This is a genomic window from Rhodococcus sp. 06-418-5, from assembly GCF_002258285.1.
GTDB lineage: Bacteria > Actinomycetota > Actinomycetes > Mycobacteriales > Mycobacteriaceae > Rhodococcoides.
The window spans coordinates 81,775-98,393 of sequence record NZ_NOYE01000012.1; the positions used below are offsets into that span (position 1 = coordinate 81,775).

At 65.3% G+C, this 16,619-nt stretch carries 15 protein-coding genes and 1 tRNA gene; 9 read left to right on the forward strand and 7 right to left on the reverse strand.

Annotated elements, in window-relative coordinates:
- The first annotated feature begins 19 nt into the window (after positions 1-19).
- The gene (locus CH274_RS06020) at positions 20-1,087 is read left to right on the forward strand and encodes a potassium channel family protein (RefSeq protein ID WP_032398311.1); all 1,068 of its coding nucleotides are present in this window, start codon (positions 20-22) and stop codon (positions 1,085-1,087) included.
- 24 nt (positions 1,088-1,111) lie between these two features.
- Positions 1,112-2,014 (forward strand): NAD(+) diphosphatase, encoded by a 903-nt coding sequence (gene nudC, locus CH274_RS06025; protein WP_032398312.1) that lies wholly within the window; start codon positions 1,112-1,114, stop codon positions 2,012-2,014.
- Positions 2,015-2,021: 7 nt separating this feature from the next.
- Here nudC and CH274_RS06030 read toward each other — a convergent pair whose 3' ends face one another.
- Positions 2,022-2,291, reverse strand: coding sequence for a mycoredoxin (locus CH274_RS06030; protein ID WP_032398313.1), 270 nt, complete (start codon positions 2,289-2,291; stop codon positions 2,022-2,024).
- Positions 2,292-2,408: 117 nt separating this feature from the next.
- On the opposite strand from CH274_RS06030, the gene CH274_RS06035 reads away from it, so the two are divergent.
- The 3 genes from CH274_RS06035 to CH274_RS06045 all read left to right on the forward strand — a co-directional run bounded on the left by CH274_RS06035 (position 2,409) and on the right by CH274_RS06045 (position 5,446).
- Positions 2,409-4,523, forward strand: a complete 2,115-nt coding sequence (locus tag CH274_RS06035) for an ATP-dependent DNA helicase UvrD2 (protein ID WP_371828390.1) — start codon at positions 2,409-2,411, stop codon at positions 4,521-4,523.
- A 143-nt stretch (positions 4,524-4,666) separates the two neighbouring features.
- Positions 4,667-4,972, forward strand: coding sequence for a hypothetical protein (locus CH274_RS06040; protein ID WP_032397689.1), 306 nt, complete (start codon positions 4,667-4,669; stop codon positions 4,970-4,972).
- A gap of 153 nt (positions 4,973-5,125) precedes the next feature.
- Positions 5,126-5,446: a WhiB family transcriptional regulator gene (locus CH274_RS06045; RefSeq protein ID WP_037189857.1), complete on the forward strand. Its 321-nt coding sequence runs from the start codon at positions 5,126-5,128 to the stop codon at positions 5,444-5,446.
- 33 nt (positions 5,447-5,479) lie between these two features.
- On the opposite strand, the gene CH274_RS06050 is transcribed toward CH274_RS06045, so the two are convergent.
- The 3 genes from CH274_RS06050 to CH274_RS06060 form a co-directional block, all read right to left on the reverse strand.
- The gene (locus CH274_RS06050) at positions 5,480-6,790 is read right to left on the reverse strand and encodes an ABC1 kinase family protein (protein WP_032398314.1); all 1,311 of its coding nucleotides are present in this window, start codon (positions 6,788-6,790) and stop codon (positions 5,480-5,482) included.
- Positions 6,791-6,882: 92 nt separating this feature from the next.
- A complete protein-coding gene (locus CH274_RS06055; RefSeq protein ID WP_094657232.1) occupies positions 6,883-7,776 on the reverse strand; it encodes a hypothetical protein in 894 nt (297 codons plus the stop codon).
- A 123-nt stretch (positions 7,777-7,899) separates the two neighbouring features.
- Positions 7,900-9,294, reverse strand: coding sequence for a zinc-dependent metalloprotease (locus tag CH274_RS06060; RefSeq protein WP_094656970.1), 1,395 nt, complete (start codon positions 9,292-9,294; stop codon positions 7,900-7,902).
- A gap of 146 nt (positions 9,295-9,440) precedes the next feature.
- Here CH274_RS06060 and CH274_RS06065 point away from each other — a divergent pair, with 146 nt between their 5' ends.
- On the forward strand, positions 9,441-10,466 hold the full coding sequence (locus CH274_RS06065) for a YlbL family protein (RefSeq protein ID WP_032397692.1): 1,026 nt from the start codon (positions 9,441-9,443) through the stop codon (positions 10,464-10,466).
- A 13-nt stretch (positions 10,467-10,479) separates the two neighbouring features.
- Here the strand turns inward: CH274_RS06065 and CH274_RS06070 are convergent, their stop codons facing one another.
- Positions 10,480-11,058: a PPA1309 family protein gene (locus tag CH274_RS06070; protein WP_094648193.1), complete on the reverse strand. Its 579-nt coding sequence runs from the start codon at positions 11,056-11,058 to the stop codon at positions 10,480-10,482.
- Between the two features lie 277 nt (positions 11,059-11,335).
- On the opposite strand from CH274_RS06070, the gene CH274_RS06075 reads away from it, so the two are divergent.
- Entirely contained in the window at positions 11,336-14,296 is a 2,961-nt protein-coding gene (locus CH274_RS06075) for a UPF0182 family protein (RefSeq protein ID WP_176459168.1), read from the forward strand.
- A gap of 152 nt (positions 14,297-14,448) precedes the next feature.
- On the opposite strand, the gene CH274_RS06080 is transcribed toward CH274_RS06075, so the two are convergent.
- Positions 14,449-15,012, reverse strand: coding sequence for a transglycosylase family protein (locus tag CH274_RS06080; protein WP_032397693.1), 564 nt, complete (start codon positions 15,010-15,012; stop codon positions 14,449-14,451).
- Positions 15,013-15,514: 502 nt separating this feature from the next.
- On the opposite strand from CH274_RS06080, the gene CH274_RS06085 reads away from it, so the two are divergent.
- Positions 15,515-15,591: transfer RNA gene (locus CH274_RS06085), tRNA-Met, on the forward strand.
- A gap of 110 nt (positions 15,592-15,701) precedes the next feature.
- Complete coding sequence (locus CH274_RS06090; RefSeq protein WP_094648136.1) at positions 15,702-16,214, forward strand: putative immunity protein; 513 nt, start codon at positions 15,702-15,704, stop codon at positions 16,212-16,214.
- A gap of 177 nt (positions 16,215-16,391) precedes the next feature.
- Here CH274_RS06090 and CH274_RS06095 read toward each other — a convergent pair whose 3' ends face one another.
- Positions 16,392-16,589, reverse strand: coding sequence for a hypothetical protein (locus tag CH274_RS06095; protein WP_235387136.1), 198 nt, complete (start codon positions 16,587-16,589; stop codon positions 16,392-16,394).
- Positions 16,590-16,619: the final 30 nt, after the last annotated feature.

The following is a 16,619-nucleotide window of genomic DNA, read 5'->3' on the forward strand; positions in this document are numbered from 1 at the left end:
GAGTACCTCGGCGGGCGACGTGGCAGGTAGGTTGCGAGCGCGGCTGAGTGACAGTGGCGCGCTGACCGACAAGCCCGACTTCGCGCTCGTCGGAGTGCTGCGGGTTCCGGAACTGGAGTCGAGTCCGTGGCGCGCCATCTACAAGCGGGTGCTGATGGCGCTCGGAATCCTGTTCCTCGCGGCATTCGTCGTCTATCTCGATCGAGACGGCTACAGCGACAACCAGAACGGCGAACTGTCGTTTCTCGACGCGTTCTACTATGCGACGGTGTCGTTGTCGACGACGGGATACGGTGACATCGCACCGATGAGTCCGTCGGCGCGCCTGGTCAACATCCTGGTCATCACACCCCTTCGGGTCCTGTTCCTCATTCTGTTGGTCGGTACCACGCTGTCGGTTCTCACCGAGCGATCCCGGCAGGCATTCAAAATTCAGCGATGGAGACGCAGCGTGCGCAATCACACCGTGGTCATCGGTTTCGGCACCAAGGGCCGTACCGCAGTCGACGCGATGCTCGGAGACGGTGTTTCGGCGTCCGACATCGTCGTCGTCGACACCGATCAGACGGTACTCGACGCCGCATCGGCCCTGGGCTTGGTCACCGTGCACGGGTCGGCGACCAAGTCCGACGTGCTCCGGCTCACCGGAGCCCAGCATGCGGCGGCCATCATCGTGGCGACCAACCGGGACGACACCGCGGTGCTGGTGACTCTGACCGCACGCGAGATCGCTCCGAAAGCAAAGATCGTCGCCGCCATCAGGGAAGCGGAGAACACGCACCTGCTGCGTCAGTCCGGTGCCGATTCGGTCGTCGTGTCGTCGGAAACCGCGGGACGTCTGCTCGGCATCGCCACGTCGACCCCGTCCGTGGTGGAGATGATCGAAGATCTGTTGACCCCGGAGGCGGGCTTCGCCATCGCCGAACGCGAAGTCGAGCGTGACGAGGTGGGCGGTTCTCCGCGGCACCTCACCGACATCGTCCTCGGAGTGGTGCGGGGCGGCAAACTGTTCCGAGTCGGCACCCCGGAAGTCGATGCGGTCGAGGCATCCGATCGATTGCTGTACATCCGTCGCGTGGGCGACTAGTCCCGGCCAAGTAGGGTCGTGCGCGTGCCGAAATTCCACCTCGCTCACCCACCTCGACTGTCCCGATCGCCACTGAACAGGGCAGAGGAACTGCGCCGAGACACCGCAACATTGACAGCGGGTTGGCCGACAGCTCGAATCCTGAACGTGGACGGCAGAGGCCGATTCCCGGTGGACGAGCACGGCCTGGTGCTCGGCTCCGCCGCGGACGTCGCCGCCGAGCCGACGGCCGATGCGGTCTTTCTCGGAATTCACGGCGATCGACACCTGTGGGCCAGGCGGGTCGAGGTGGTCGCGGGCACCCTCGGCGACCTGCGCACCGACGGTGATCGCCTCGACAGCGACGCGTTGTCGATGGTGACCGGAGCCCTGGCGATCCTCAACTGGCATGCGAGCGCACAGTTCAGTTCACTCGACGGTGCGCCGTCCGTTCCGTCGAGCGCGGGGTGGTCGAGGACGAGCACCTCCACCGGTCACGAGGAGTTCCCTCGTACCGATCCGGCGGTGATCTGTCTGGTTCACGACGGTGGCGATCGAGTGCTGCTGGCCCGAGCCCCTGCGTGGCCCGAGCGTCGATTCTCGGTGCTGGCGGGTTTCGTCGAGGCCGGTGAGTCGCTGGAAACCTGTGTGACTCGGGAGATCAGGGAAGAAGTGGGCCTCGACGTCTCCGACATCGAATATCTGGGCAGTCAGCCCTGGCCGTTTCCGCGTTCGGTGATGATCGGATTCTCCGCCGTCGCCGACCCGCAGCAACCGTTGCACTTTCAGGACGGCGAGATCGCCGAGGCCCACTGGTTCGACCGAGCAGAGGTGGTCGCAGCGCTCGAACTGGGTGACTGGGGATCGGATTCGACGTCACGGTTGCTGCTCCCAGGTTCGATCTCCATCGCGCGCGGAATGCTCGAGGCCTGGGCGGCGTCGGCCTGACGGTCGGTCAGAGCGACAGCGCGCGCTTGACCTCGGCCAGAGTGGGGTTCGTGGCCGTCGACCCATCGGCGAACAGCACGGTCGGCACCACATGGTTGCCGTTGTTCACGCTGCCGACGAAGTCGGCCGACTCCGGGTTCTGCTCGATGTCGATCTCGGCGTACTCGATTCCGGCCTGGTCGAGCTGGGTCTTGAGCCTGCGGCAGTAACCGCACCACGTGGTGGAGTAGACGGTCAGCGCGGCCGGGGTCTGTGGGGTGTTCTCGGTAGTGGTCACGCCAACAGTCAACAGGAGCGCCGACGCGATTGTTCCGGCCGACACCCGCATCGGGCCGTCGGACAACCGGTTCGGCCCCGGGTGGAGCTGTCGGTAGGCACTGACACAATGGACCTCATGGCTGACGACGCGATGACCGCCGGACTCGATCCGGAGCAATCCGCGGCAGTGTTGGCTCCCCGCGGCCCGGTCTGCGTCCTGGCGGGTGCGGGCACAGGAAAGACTCGTACGATCACCCGACGCATCGCGCACCTCGTCTCGGCGGGGCACGTGTCCTCGGGGCAGGTTCTCGCAGTGACGTTCACTGCGCGCGCGGCCGGCGAGATGCGCGGTCGCTTGCGTGAGCTCGGTGTCGGGGGAGACGGCCCTCCGGTGCAGGCTCGGACGTTCCACGCCGCGGCCATGCGTCAGCTCAAGTATTTCTGGCCGCAGGTGGTCGGCGACACCGGATGGCAGCTTCTCGATCGCAAGTTCACCGTCGTCTCGCAGGCGGCCAACCGCGCCGGGGTGTCCACGTCGACCGACGCCATCCGGGATCTCGCGGGAGAGATCGAATGGGCCAAGGGATCGTTGATCGCACCCGAGGACTATCCGCGCATCGCGGCGAGCAATCGCCGTGACGTTCCGATGGACGCGACCAAGGTCGCCGCCGTGTACGCCGGCTACGAGGAACTCAAGTCACGCGGCGGCGACGGGATGTTGCTCGACTTCGACGACCTCCTGTTGCACACGGCCGCCGCGCTCGAAGAACATTCGTCGGTGGCCGACGAGTTCCGCGAGCGCTACCGCTGCTTCGTCGTCGACGAGTACCAGGACGTGACGCCGTTGCAGCAGCGGGTGCTCGACGCCTGGGTGGGCGAGCGTGACGATCTCACCGTCGTCGGTGACGCGAACCAGACCATCTATTCCTTCACCGGCGCATCTCCGCGGTATCTCCTCGACTTCTCACGGAAGTACCCCGAGGCCACCGTGGTTCGGCTCGAGCGCGACTACCGTTCGACGCCCGAGGTGGTGTCGCTGGCGAACCGCGTCATCGGCGCCGCCCGCGGTCGCATCGCAGGCACCCGACTGCAGTTGATCGGTCAGCGCGAGCCGGGTCCGGAACCGGAGTTCTTCGAGTACGACGACGAGCCGGCGGAAGCGGACGGCGTGGCGCGAGCGATCAAGAGGTTGATCTCGAAGGGCGTGGAACCGGCCGAGATCGCGATCCTCTACCGCATCAACGCTCAGTCCGAGGCACACGAGCAGGCGTTGACCGAGCTGAAGATCCCCTATCAGGTGCGCGGCGGTGAAGGGTTCTTCACCCGACCCGAGGTGCGGCAGGGTGTCAACGCGTTGCGGCAGGCAGGCGGTCGCGACGATCTGCCCGACGGCGCGCAGGCGGGCGAGGGGCTACCGGCTCTGGTGCGAGCGGTGTTGGCTCCGCTCGGCCTGACTGCCACCGAGCCGACGGGTGCGCAGGCCCGCGAGAAGTGGGCATCGTTGGGTGGTCTGGTGCAGCTCACCGAGGAGCTGCTGGTGCACGAGCCCGACCTGACGCTCGACAAACTGCTGGGCGAGCTCGCAGCACGCGCCGAGGCTCGGCATCCACCGACGGTGCAGGGCGTCACGCTCGCCTCGCTGCACGCGGCGAAGGGACTCGAGTGGGACGCGGTATTCATCGTCGGTCTCGCCGACGGCACTCTGCCGATCTCGCACGCGATCGGCAACGACCCCAGCGCCAACAACGAGGCAGCCGTCGAGGAGGAGCGCAGGCTGCTCTACGTCGGTGTCACGCGCGCCCGTGTCCACTTGCATCTGTCCTGGGCACTCGCCCGCAACGAGGGCGGACGCAAATCACGGCGACGGTCGAGGTTTCTCAACGGTCTGATTCCCGAGGACTCACCCGCGTCGCGTATCGCCGCGCCTGCTGCCAAGAAGTCCGGTCCCAAGTGCCGGTTGTGCGGCAAGCCGTTGATCGGCACGTCCGCGACCATGCTCGGTCGGTGCGACAGTTGTCCGTCGAACGTCGACATCGCCCTGCTCGATGCGCTGAAGTCGTGGCGATTGGACAAGTCCCGCGAACTGAAGGTGCCCGCGTACGTGGTCTTCAGCGACAACACGCTGACGGCCATCGCGGAGCAGCAACCGCAGGACGAGCGTGGGCTGGTGGCGATTCCGGGAATCGGGGCCAAGAAACTGGAGCGGTTCGGCGAAGAGGTCCTCACCGTCGTGCGGGCCTCGGACGCGTGACGCAGAGGGTGAGAATTTCCGCGAAACCGCAGGTAGAAAATAACTTGTGCAGATATCGGCGGGGGGCTTAGTCTGTTTCACGTGCCGCGGGAGATCGCGCACTGTCCCATCCGCCGACGAGACCAGAACAGGAGCTGAAGAAAATGATCAACACATTGCACGCCGCCGTTGCCCACGCAACCGTCGCGTTCAGCCCTGTCCTCGGCACGGCACCCTTCGGAGTTGCCCCCCTCGGCACTCATGCCGCCGCCGCAGGCTCTGTTGCGCAGACGTGGATTCGTTCCTCCGCTTTCGGCCCCATCGACGAGTCCGCATACGCGGCCTCGGGTTCGAATTCCGCCCAGGTCGCCCTGGCACCAGGAGCGAAAGCCGTTGCTCAGGCAGCCCGACGTCACCGCGCACCACGTGCGTCCGTGCTCGACAGCAGACACCGACTTCACTGTCGGTAGACGCTTCGACAAGCCCCACCAGGCCACGGACCCGCACTCGCGGACCGTGGCCTTTCTCGTTCAGGTAGTTCCTCTATCCGAGCGTGAGGCCGACAGGTTCGCATCACCCCTCGAACCGATAACGACGCCGCACGAAAAGTAGAGGAGACCGACGTGTCAACCGCCACGATCCGGACGACATGCCGACCAGAGTCCGAGAGTGCCTACGCTGCACAGTATTCGACCGAATCGGTCGAGCTGGCACTGTCGGTGCCCTGCCGAGCGGCGAACCCCGACATGTGGTTCGCCGACACCCCTGCCGAACTCGAGCAGGCGAAGGCGCTGTGCGCCGAGTGCCCCATCCGGCGTACCTGCCTGAGCGCGGCCCTCGACCGAGCCGAGCCGTGGGGCGTATGGGGCGGTGAGATCCTCGAGCAGGGTGTCGTCATCGCCCGCAAGCGTCCCCGAGGACGGCCGCGGAAGAACGCAGCATGATGTCCGAGACCGGTGCCCGGTTTCGCCGAACGATCAGTCGGCGAAGCCGGGCAGCCACTCGGTGAGAATGGCCATGTACGGCGCGTAGGCGTCCAATTGCGCGCAGATACCGACCAGCCCGCCGAGCACTCGGAAGATCATCACGTACTCGGCAGGCATGTTCAACGCGCGAACGGTGCGGAACTGCGCACTGTTGAAATCCGCGGCGGTGCCCGCAGCCTTCTGCAACCAGGCCCTGGTGAAATGGAACGATTCGGTGTGAATCGGATCGGTGAACGGACGTAGATAGTCCTCGATCTCCTTCTGCGTCACCGTTCGCCCCGGCACCACGAAGCCGCTCTCGGTGAACAACACCACGAGTTCGTCGAACTTCTCGTCACGCGCGAGCGAGACCATTCTGCCGAGAACCGGAGGGAGGCCGTCGGGCATCGGAGCGCAGGCACCGAAATCGATGACGCCCATGCGTCCGTCCTCGAGCATCATGAAATTGCCCGGATGGGGATCGGCGTGCAACAACTTCGCCCGCGCCGGAGAGACGAATGCGAACAGTGCGAGCAGTTCGCCCGCCCGATTGCGTTCCTCGGCCGTTCCGTTCGCGATCACATCGGCCAGCGGCCGACCCGTCATCCATTCGCTGACAACCACTTTGGGTGCACTGGCGACGATCTTGGGAATGGCGAACTGTGGATCGCCCGCAAATTCCTTGCTGAAGGCGCGTTGATTCGCCGCCTCGATGCGGTAGTCGAGCTCGTCCTCGGTGCGAGCGGTCAATTCCTCGAGCACCGGCTTGACGTCCGTGCCCGCGAGCACCGTGCTGAACAGGTTCGCGAACCTGTTCAGCGTCTTGAGGTCGGAGCGCAATGCGTCGTCCGCGCCGGGGTACTGGATCTTCACCGCGACATCGCGTCCATCCGACCACGTAGCTCGGTGCACCTGTCCGATGCTGGCCGAGGCGATCGCAGTGTCGTCGAAATCGAGAAAACGTGACCGCCACGCAGTTCCGAGCTGTTGGTCCAACACCCGATGCACGGTCTTCGCGGGCATGGGCGGTCCCTGCGCCTGCAGCTTGGTCAGCGCCTCGCGGTACGGCTCCGAGAACTCCTCCGGAACGGCCGCTTCCATCACCGAGAGCATCTGCCCGAGCTTCATGGCACCGCCCTTGAGTTCCCCGAGGACGGAGAAGAGCTGTTCTGCTGCTTTGGCGGCCATGTCCGCGTCGATTTCGTCGCGATTGCCGCCGGCGAGCTTCTTGCCGAACCCGACGGCAGCACGACCGGCCATTCCGAGGGGAATGCTGGCCAGTTTTGCAGTACGAGTCGATCCACGGCGCGGTATGTCAGACACAGCTCCATCATGGCTGAACCTTCCGACAATTGCTCGGACCGCCCCGCACCGACCGCTGTCGGTCGAGGTGAACTCGCGTTCGGTGCGTTTCGTCAGTGCCAGCAATCGCAGTGCGGATGCTTGGACCACAGCCGTTTGTGCACGGTGGTTCCGGCTGCCGCGAAGTCCAGCTCCATGGTGCAGTCGGCGGTCTCGGGGAGCGCGGCGTCGGAACGGCCGATGAGGTTCTCCAACTGAGCGAACGCGAACGCTGCCGTGGCCAACACCGTCGCGCTGCTGGCTTGGCCGACCGTGCCGAGCAGTTGAGCGGACAGATGTGGCCACTCGGGCTCGAAGTCGCAGCGCGTCAGATCGGCACACCGCAGGCAACTGGTCCGACCGGGCACCACGAAAGGACCGACTATCCCCTTGCCGTCTCGTAGCCGCACCTGCAGATGTGGGGTGCGCAGGCGCACCAGATCGGTCACCAATCGAGGTTCGGCAACCAGATCGTCGGCCAACACCACGACGTCGTAGTTCCAGGACTTCACCACCGAGTGCGGGTAGCGCGTCGGAGTCAGACTCGTCCGGCTCACCGTCACTCCGGTACGACTCAGACCGGAGGCCAACGCGTCGGAGATCGGGCCTCGCCCCACCAGGTGGACGGTCTTCACCGCCCCCGATCCGGCCTGCGAGGCACCCGGTGAGGCGTCGGACACCACCGGTTCGCTCGTGCCGTGCAGCAGCAACCCGGAATCCTCCAGTTCGCCGAGCATCGCCGATGTCCGATTGGCGGACATTCCCAATGTCATTGCGTGACAGACGATGTGCGGTCTGGAGTGGCCTGCGGCGAGGAGTCGGAGAATGTCGAGTATCGAGCCCGGCTCGATGCCGGGAGGTGGAGTGACGACGACGCTGGTCTCGGGATTCCAACCCAACTGAACTGTGCCGTCTCGCCGCGGCAGAATTGCCACCGCAGGATCGAGTCGAACTGTCGGTGTGATCATGAAACACACTCTGGCAGCCCAGACCGCGAAGAACGCCCACTCGGAGCGCGTTATCCACAGGGTGGAAGGGCCTCCGAGCAGGCGTTCGACGAGCTGGATCGAAGCGGTGCGACACCGCCCGGGTCAGGTTGTGGATGAACCTCTGTCGGGACCGTCGGTGCCCTTGTCGTCGTTCTCCGCAGCGCGCTCGGCGCGCTCTTCGGCCTCCTTGGCCTCCATCGCTTCGAGCTGCGCGATCGGGTCGTCGAAGTTCGATGTTCCACCACCGACCACTCGGTCGATGAACGCCGCGGGATTGTCGAGATCCGACGAGTCGGGCAGCAGATCGGGGTGTGCCCACACGCCGTCACGCCCCTCGATGTCGGCGGCGGCGAGGAGCTGACGCCACAGATCGGCTGCCTCGCGGACCTTGCGGGGGCGCAGTTCGAGGCCGACCAGCGTCGCGAAGGTCTGTTCGGCCGGGCCCCCCGACGCCCGGCGGCGACGGATGGTTTCGCCGAGCGCGACGGCACCGGGCAGACGGTCGCCGAGAGCGGCCGCCACCACCGTTTCGACCCATCCTTCGACCAGGGCGAGCAGTGTCTCCAGACGCTCGAGTGCGTGCTTCTGCTCCGGCGTCGTCTGGGGCTCGAAGGCACCCTGCTGCAGGATCGCCTCGATCTTCGACGGATCGGTCAGCGCGGACGGGTCGAGTCCTGCGGCGGCCTCCTCGATGGCCGAGAAGTCCATCCTGATGCCGCGGGCGTACTCCTCGACGGTGGCCAGAACCCGCTGCCGCAACCACGGGACGTGGCTGTAGAGCCGCTGATGGGCGGCTTCACGAGCGGCGAGGAACACCAACACCTCACGGTCGGGCTGCTCGAGCCCCTCACTGAACGACGCGATGGCCGACGGCAACAACGCCGCCGTCCCCGACGGTCCGAGGGGCAGGCCGATGTCGGTGGACGTCAGCACCTCCTTGGACAGCTGGCCGAGAGCTTGGCCGAGCTGCGAGCCGAACGCCATCCCGCCCATCTGCGTCAGCATGCCCATCATCGGCCCGGCCATCTGCTGGGCCTCGGCGGGCAGTCCGGATGTCCACATCCCCGAAATCTGCTCGGCGACGGGGTCGCACAGGCGCTTCCAGGTGTCGATCGTGTTGTCGAGCCAGTCGACCGGTGTCCAGGCAACGGTCTTCGTGGCACCGGCAGGCAGCGTCGTCGCCCCGTCCAGCCACAGCTCGGCCAGGTGCGCGGCGTCGGTGACGGCCTCCCGTTCGCCCGCCGACACCGGGCTGAAATCGCCCATCTGCTGGCGTGCCAGCTGCTTGGCCAGGTCGTAGTTCACCGGCCCCGAACCGGTTCCGCCCGCAGCTCCCATTCCGCTGAGCATCTGACCGAACTGGGTGAGCATCTGGCCCAGCTGTGCGGGGTCGAAGCCCTCCGCACCGAACCCGAAGCCGGCAGGGTTGCCGGAGCCGTCCGGATCCTTCTTCTTGTCCGGGTCGTCGTCGGGGGCACCGAAACCAAAATTGCTCATGACTCAACGGTACAAGCCCGAAGAACGGAGAGAGTGGTGGATCGTCACGCTGACGGCGAACAGTCGGACCCGTGTGAAGCCGGCACCGACGCACTCGGTAGGGGCGGTCTGCACCGTGGACTTCGTTCGGATCTAGTGTCTACGGAGTGAACCGAAGGATCGCCACTCTCGTCGCTGCGCTGGTGCCCGTGGTGGTGCTGGGCGTCACCGGCTCGGTCGTCACCGTTCCCTTCGCCGCACTCGGCCCCGGACCGACGTACAACACTCTCGGCGACGTCGACGGGGTGCCCGTGGTGCAGATCGACGGAACCGAGGTCGACCCGACGACGGGTCATTTGAACATGACGACCGTGGCCGTGCGTGATCAGCTCAATCTGTTCGAGGCTCTCGGCTTCTGGGCGAGCGGACGCCAAGGCCTGGTCCCGCGTGAAGAGGTCTATCCGCCGGACATGACGAAAGAAGAAGTGCAGGAGGGCAATCAGGCGGATTTCGAGCAGTCCGAATCCAGCGCCGAACTGGCTGCTCTGCACCATCTCGATCTCCCCGTGTCACTGGCGGTGGCCAGTGTCGCCGAGGACGGCCCCGCTGCAGGCGTGCTGAATGTGGGGGACACGCTGGTGTCGGTCGGCGGCACGCCCGTCGCGACTGCATCGGCCGTTCGTGAGGCCGTCAGTTCCAGAGCGCCGGGCGATTCTCTCGACATCGAGTACGTGCGAGACGGGTCGACGCAGACCAGCGCAGTGGTGCTCGGTGCTCGGCCCGACGATGCATCCCTCGGATACCTCGGAGTCACGCCCGAGGAGCAGCCGGACGTGCCGTTCGACGTGAAGTTCAACCTCGCCGACGTCGGCGGTCCGTCGGCCGGACTGATGTTCAGCCTCGCCGTGGTCGACAAGCTCAGTCCCGGTGAGCTGAGCAACGGTGAGTTCGTCGCGGGCACCGGAACCATCGACGCCGACGGTACCGTCGGGCCGATCGGCGGCATTCCCTACAAGCTGATCGCGGCTCGCGAAGCGGGTGCCACCACATTCCTGGTGCCGGACGCCAACTGTGGTGAAGCCCAACAGAACGTTCCCGACGGACTGCGTCTGGTGCGCGTCGAATCGTTGGACAGTGCTGTCGACGCTCTGCAGGCGATCGGCTCCGGCGGCGACGCGCCGTCCTGCAGCTGACCGGGCCGAGCCGCTAGTCGTCGTCGACGACGTCGAACGTTGCGTAGAGGCCGTGCACGACGTTGGGGGCCAGATCCTCGGCGATGCGAAGGTCGATGGGCGCGAAGGGATCGGCGTCCTCGTCCGGGTGCAACTGCAGCAACGTCAGGGACGGGCCGTCCTTGAGCACCGCGACGATCAACCGAGCATCCCGTTTCTCGGGATGGTTCTCGGCGGCCGAGCGTGCGGCTTCGTCGGCTGCATCGGGATCTGCGAGCAACGGCATCAAGGCATCGTCGAGGGTCGATTCGGCAGTCGGTGGAAGCACGACAATCTCCTGAACCAGGGCGCATCCGACCACACCCTCGGGCCACGTGGAGGTGGCGAGGAACTCGTCCAGGGCGGGGGAGCCGCCGGTGATGTCCTCGGGCAGCGAGTGCTGCTGGATCGGCGTCAGTGCCGCACCGTCGGCGAGATCGTCGAGCAGGCCGGGCTCGGCCGCGGCGAGCGCTGCGGTCGGCACCAACGCGAACATCTGCGGGGCCTGGTGCCATCCGCCCGCGTCGACGAAATCCGCCACCTCGCGGGCACATCGAGCCAGAGCCTCCGCCACGTCCTGCCCACCCGACTCCGGGTCGAACTCGCTTCCGAAATCGTCTCTGCCGGGCAGTCCGTTGCTGTCGTTGCTCACCGCACTATCCTCGCATTCCGATGGTTCTGTTCGACGCGACGCTCCTGACCTGGGTTCGGCAGTGGCCGCAGTACGGTTGTCGCAGCCGTAGGATCAACGTACGTACAGTAGGGCGAAACGGACATGCGGTGCACACTGAGTGCATCGCCGAAGTCATCTGCGGTGCCGATCGGCGCCGCCCGAAGTTGGAGTGTGGCACGTGGGCATGAGGCCCCCCACCGGTATGCCGTCCTTGTCGCGGCGAAGCCGGATCTTGCTCGTATTGGCCTTGGTGGCAGCAGGTTTGCTACTCATCGGTCCCCGTCTGATCGACGTGTACACCAATTGGCTGTGGTTCGGCGAAGTCGACTTCCGTGGCGTGTACACCACCACTCTGCTGACGCGGTTGGTGATCTTCCTCGTCGTTTCCCTGGTCGTCGGACTCATCGTCTTCGCGGCACTGCTGTTGGCGTACCGCAATCGGCCGGTGTTCGTTCCGGTCGCCGGTCCCAACGATCCGATCGCGCGGTACCGCACCACGGTGATGAGCCGTCTGCGCCTGTTCGGCATCGGAATTCCGGTGGTGTTCGGTTTCCTCTCCGGCATGATCGCCCAGACCAACTGGGTGACGGTCCAGCTGTTCCTGCACGGCGGGGACTTCGGGATGACCGATCCACAGTTCAATCTCGACGTCGGGTTCTACTCGTTCGATCTGCCGTTCTACCGATTCATCCTCAACTGGCTCTTCGTCGCCGTCCTGGTCGCGTTCTTCGCGAACTTGGTGACGCAGTACGTATTCGGCGGAATCCGGCTCGCCGGACGTGAGGGAGCCCTCACTCGCGCAGCGCGGATCCAGCTCGCCGTCCTGGCGGGCAGCTTCGTTCTGCTCAAGGCCGTGGCGTACTGGTTCGACCGCTACACCCTGCTGTCGAGCAGTCGGAAAGAACCGACGTTCACCGGTGCCAGCTTCACCGACATCAATGCGGTGTTGCCGGCCAAACTGATCCTGCTCGCGATCGCCGTGATCTGTGCCATCGCGTTCTTCGCAGCGATCTTCCTGCGTGATCTTCGAATTCCGGCGTTGGCCACTGCGCTGCTGGTGCTCTCGTCGATCCTGATCGGTGCCGTCTGGCCGATGGTGATGGAGCAGTTCTCGGTGCGCCCGAACGCGGCGGACAAGGAGAGCACGTACATCGAGCGGAACATCGCGGCCACCAGAGCCGCGTACGGACTGACCGACGACGTGGTCACCTATCGGAACTACTCCGGTGAGGCGGCGTTGAGCCCCGGCGAGGTGGCGTCGGAGTCGGCCACGATGTCCAACATCCGTCTGCTCGACCCGAACATCCTCGCGCCCACGTTCACCCAGCAGCGTCAGATCCGTAACTTCTACGGATTCCCCGACACTCTGGCCGTCGACCGGTACCCCGATGCCGACGGCAACCTGCGCGACTACGTCGTTGCTGCCCGTGAGATCTCACCGCAGACCCTCGACGCGAACCAGCGAGACTGGATCAACCGCCACACCGTGTTCACGCACGGCAACGGTTTCGTCGCAGCGCCGGCCAACTCCGTCGACGAGGCCGTCGCCGACGAATCCAGCGGCGGACGCGGCGGTTACCCGAACTACCAGGTCAACTGGATCGAGAACGACTCCGAGGGCACCATCCGAAAGGACGGGCCCGGCGACCTGGACCAGCCGCGCATCTACTTCGGCCCGGTCATCGCGAACTCCGACGCGGACTACTCGATCGTCGGTTCCACCGGCGAGCCTCGCGAGTACGACACCGACAGCAAGAGCTACACCTACACCGGTGCAGCAGGTGTCGACGTCGGCAACTTCTTCAACCGGCTCGTTTTCGCCAGCAAGTACGCCGAGCGCAACATTCTGTTCTCCAGCGTGATCGGCGACGAGTCGAAGATCCTGTTCAACCGTGACCCCCGCGACCGCGTTCAGAAGGTCGCACCGTGGTTGACCACCGACGGATCGACCTACCCGGCGATCGTCGAGGGCAAGCTCGTCTGGATCATCGACGGGTACACCACGCTGGACAACTTCCCGTACGCCCAGCGGATGTCGCTCGAGGACGCCACGGCCGACAGCATCGAGTCGACGACGACACGAGCACTGCCGAGCCGAGAGGTGTCGTACATCCGAAACTCGGTGAAGGCCACCGTCGATGCCTACGACGGCACCGTCAAGCTCTACGAGCAGGACGAGAACGATCCCGTGCTCAAGGCATGGGAAGGCGTGTTCCCGGGAACCGTCATCCCCAAGGACCAGGTGTCCGACGAGCTTCGTGATCACTTCCGTTACCCGGAAGATCTGTTCAAGGTTCAGCGTGAACTGCTGACCAAGTACCACGTCAACGATCCGCGAGAGTTCTTCACCAACAACGCGTTCTGGGAAGTTCCGACCGATCCGACCGCAGAGAACACCGCGGCCAAGCAGCCTCCGTACTACGTCGTCGCATCCGACATCTCCAACGAGGAGAATCAGGCGTCGTTCCAGTTGACCAGTGCGCTGGTCGGATATCGCCGAGAGGTGCTGGGCGCGTACGTCAGTGCGGATTCGGACCCGGAGAACTACGGCAAGATCACCGTGTTGCGATTGCCGACCGATACGTCGACTCAGGGTCCCAATCAGGTGCAGAACCAGATGACGACCACGACGGACGTATCCGAGAGTCTCGGCATCGTGCGCCGTGAGAACACCGTGGAGTTCGGCAACCTGCTGACACTTCCGGTCGGCAACGGTGGATTGATCTACGTGGAGCCGGTGTACGCCTCTCGAACCAACGAGGCGTCCGCTTATCCGCAGTTGATTCGAGTACTCGTCTCGTACGAGGGCCGCGTCGGGTATGCCGCGACACTGCCCGAGGCCATCGAGCAGGTGTTCGGAGCGGGTGCCGGACGCACGGTCACCGCACCCGGTGAGACCGACGGAAATACGCAGCCCGGCGCTGTTCCCGAAACCGCGCCGTCCGACGGTGGCACGCCTGCGGCAACTCCTGCCCCCGCCACCGGCGGTTCGGCAACGAGGGATGCTGCCGTTTCCGGTTTGAACGCTGCACTCTCCGCTGTGCGCTCTGCGCAGCAGAGCGGAAATCTGGCGGAACTCGGCACTGCGCTCGAGAACCTGCAGACCGCGGTCGACACGTACAACCGGGCCGGCAACTGATCGGGTCGGGTCAGGTCTGCTGACCCGAACCGGTCGATACGAGCGAAAGGGCCGCCTCACCGAATGGTGAGGCGGCCCTTCCGTCGTTCGTCACCTGCTCGCGCGCGAGATACGAGGCAACGTGAGAGGCAGTTCGACGAACTGTTGGGTGATCAGCGTCCGATGGGCGCGAGCACCGGGGCGTTCGCTGCAACGAGGTGCTGGAACTGAGTGCTCAGGCCGTACTGGTCGGCGAGCTTGGACGCCGCGTCGAACACGCCCTGTGCAGCCTGCGTGGCTGCTGCGGCCTCGGGGGCCACGACCGGTGCCGGTGCCGGTGCGGGAGCTGGCTGCGGAGCCGGTGCGGGAGCTGCCTCGGGCTCGGGAGTGGAGGCACCCTTGGTCAGCTGCTGACCGCACACGGGCCATGCGCCCGGTCCCTGACTCTGCAGGGTGTTCTCCGCGACGCGGATCTGCTCGGCCTTGGATGCGTTGGCCGGCGATCCGGTTCCGCCGTTGGCCGTCCAGGTGCTCTGCGAGAACTGCAGGCCACCGTAGTAGCCGTTTCCGGTGTTGATGCTCCAGTTGCCACCGCTCTCGCACTGTGCGACTGCGTCCCAGTTGTTCGAGGCTGCGTTGGCGGTTCCGGCTGAAACGCCGAGGGGGATCGCTACGGCGGCACCTGCGATGGCGACCAATCCGAGAGCGCGCTTGCCGAAATTGTTCTGTGTGGTCATGCGGGGTGAATCCTCTCCGCGCTCGACTGGCGCGACTGGCCTGCAATCACCTCGCCGGGATGTACGGCGTTCGTGACCAGGCACTTCGTATCGTCGCGGCTCTGCCCCCGTACGTATTGGGGACCACACCCGCGGGGCAGAGCGAAGGAAGCGGCGGGGTGGTGCAGGCCCAGCGGTTTAGGGCCGCCCGTGAAGGTAGTCGAGGATCTGCTCACCGTCACTGAGCAGGAATGGGACAGCCGATGTCCACATACTGGGACTCGAGGGGGTATTTCGCCAGCTCAGGCCCGGTCGTGGCGCTAATGTTTCTACTTCGTAACCCGACCGTTATGTGACTCGAAACACGCACGAAAAGAGACGCGGAGCACTATTTCGAGCCGCCTGAACCGTGATAAGCGCGAGCCACAACCTGCCGCGGTGCACTTCGTCGAGCGGGTGACAGCGCTCGGAAGTCACGTGATTTGCATTGGCCGTACGCACGGTAGTAACTTCGTAGTTGCAACGCGGGGTGGAGCAGCTCGGTAGCTCGCTGGGCTCATAACCCAGAGGTCGCAGGTTCAAATCCTGTCCCCGCTACCACTGACGAAGACCCAGGACCTATGTCCTGGGTCTTTTTCGTATTCTCGTATGTGCAGAAACGGCCCGTTCGGCCCGAGGGCGAACGCGATACCGTCGAAAGGACGACTCGTGTGATTCTTCCCGCCGTCCGAGACCCTCGCCTCATCACCGTGCAGCGCGGCGGACTTCTGTCCGAAGACGACCATCGGAGCCTCGCGCTCTGGGCGGCCGAGTGTGCGGAACATGTCCTCCACTTGTTCGAGACGGTCCGACCCGTCGACCCGCGACCACGCGAGGCGATCGAGGCCACCCGTGCGTGGGTGCGCGGCGAACTCGCGATGATGGCCACCCGCGCCCTCGGTGGCCACGCCATGGGAGCAGCACGGCCGCTCGTCGGTTGCTCTCGCTTCGCCGCGTACGCCGCGGGCCAGGCAGCCTGCGTGGCTCACGTACCCGAACACGACCTCGGAGCAGCCGCCTACGCCATCAAGGCAGCGCGGGCGGCTGCACCTGCAGGCCGAGAGACGAGTGCAGGCAGGAAAGAGCTCGAGTGGCAGCGTGACCGGCTTCCGAAAAGCGTGCGCCGGCTGGTGTTGGAAGACCAGAAGAGAAGAAACAGCATCTGTTGGTCCGTGTTCGACTGATCCCGGCTACCGGTCGGTGTGTTCGAGCATTTCGGACAGTGCCGCGACGGTGGACATCCCGCGTCGGGTGCGTAGTCGCCGAGGCGAAACCTGGTGTGCGACAGATGATTCCGATCGACGTCCACCGACCGATCGTGTGTCGTCGTGGTCCGGCCGTGACGACTGGGTACCGTCGGTTCAGTCCGAAACCTGCTCGCGGGCATCGTCACTGGTGACCGTGTCGGAATCCTCGCCGTCCTCGGAGGCGTCGGCGGTGAGGTCGACCGTGTCCACGCCCTCGAGTGCCGTCAACTCCTGTTCGGCCTCGGCGATGAGACCCTTCGCGTTCTCTTCGATCTTCTTGACCCACTCGGCCATGACGGTCACACCCTTCACTCGATTCCGTACCACCGGTCTACCAGATTT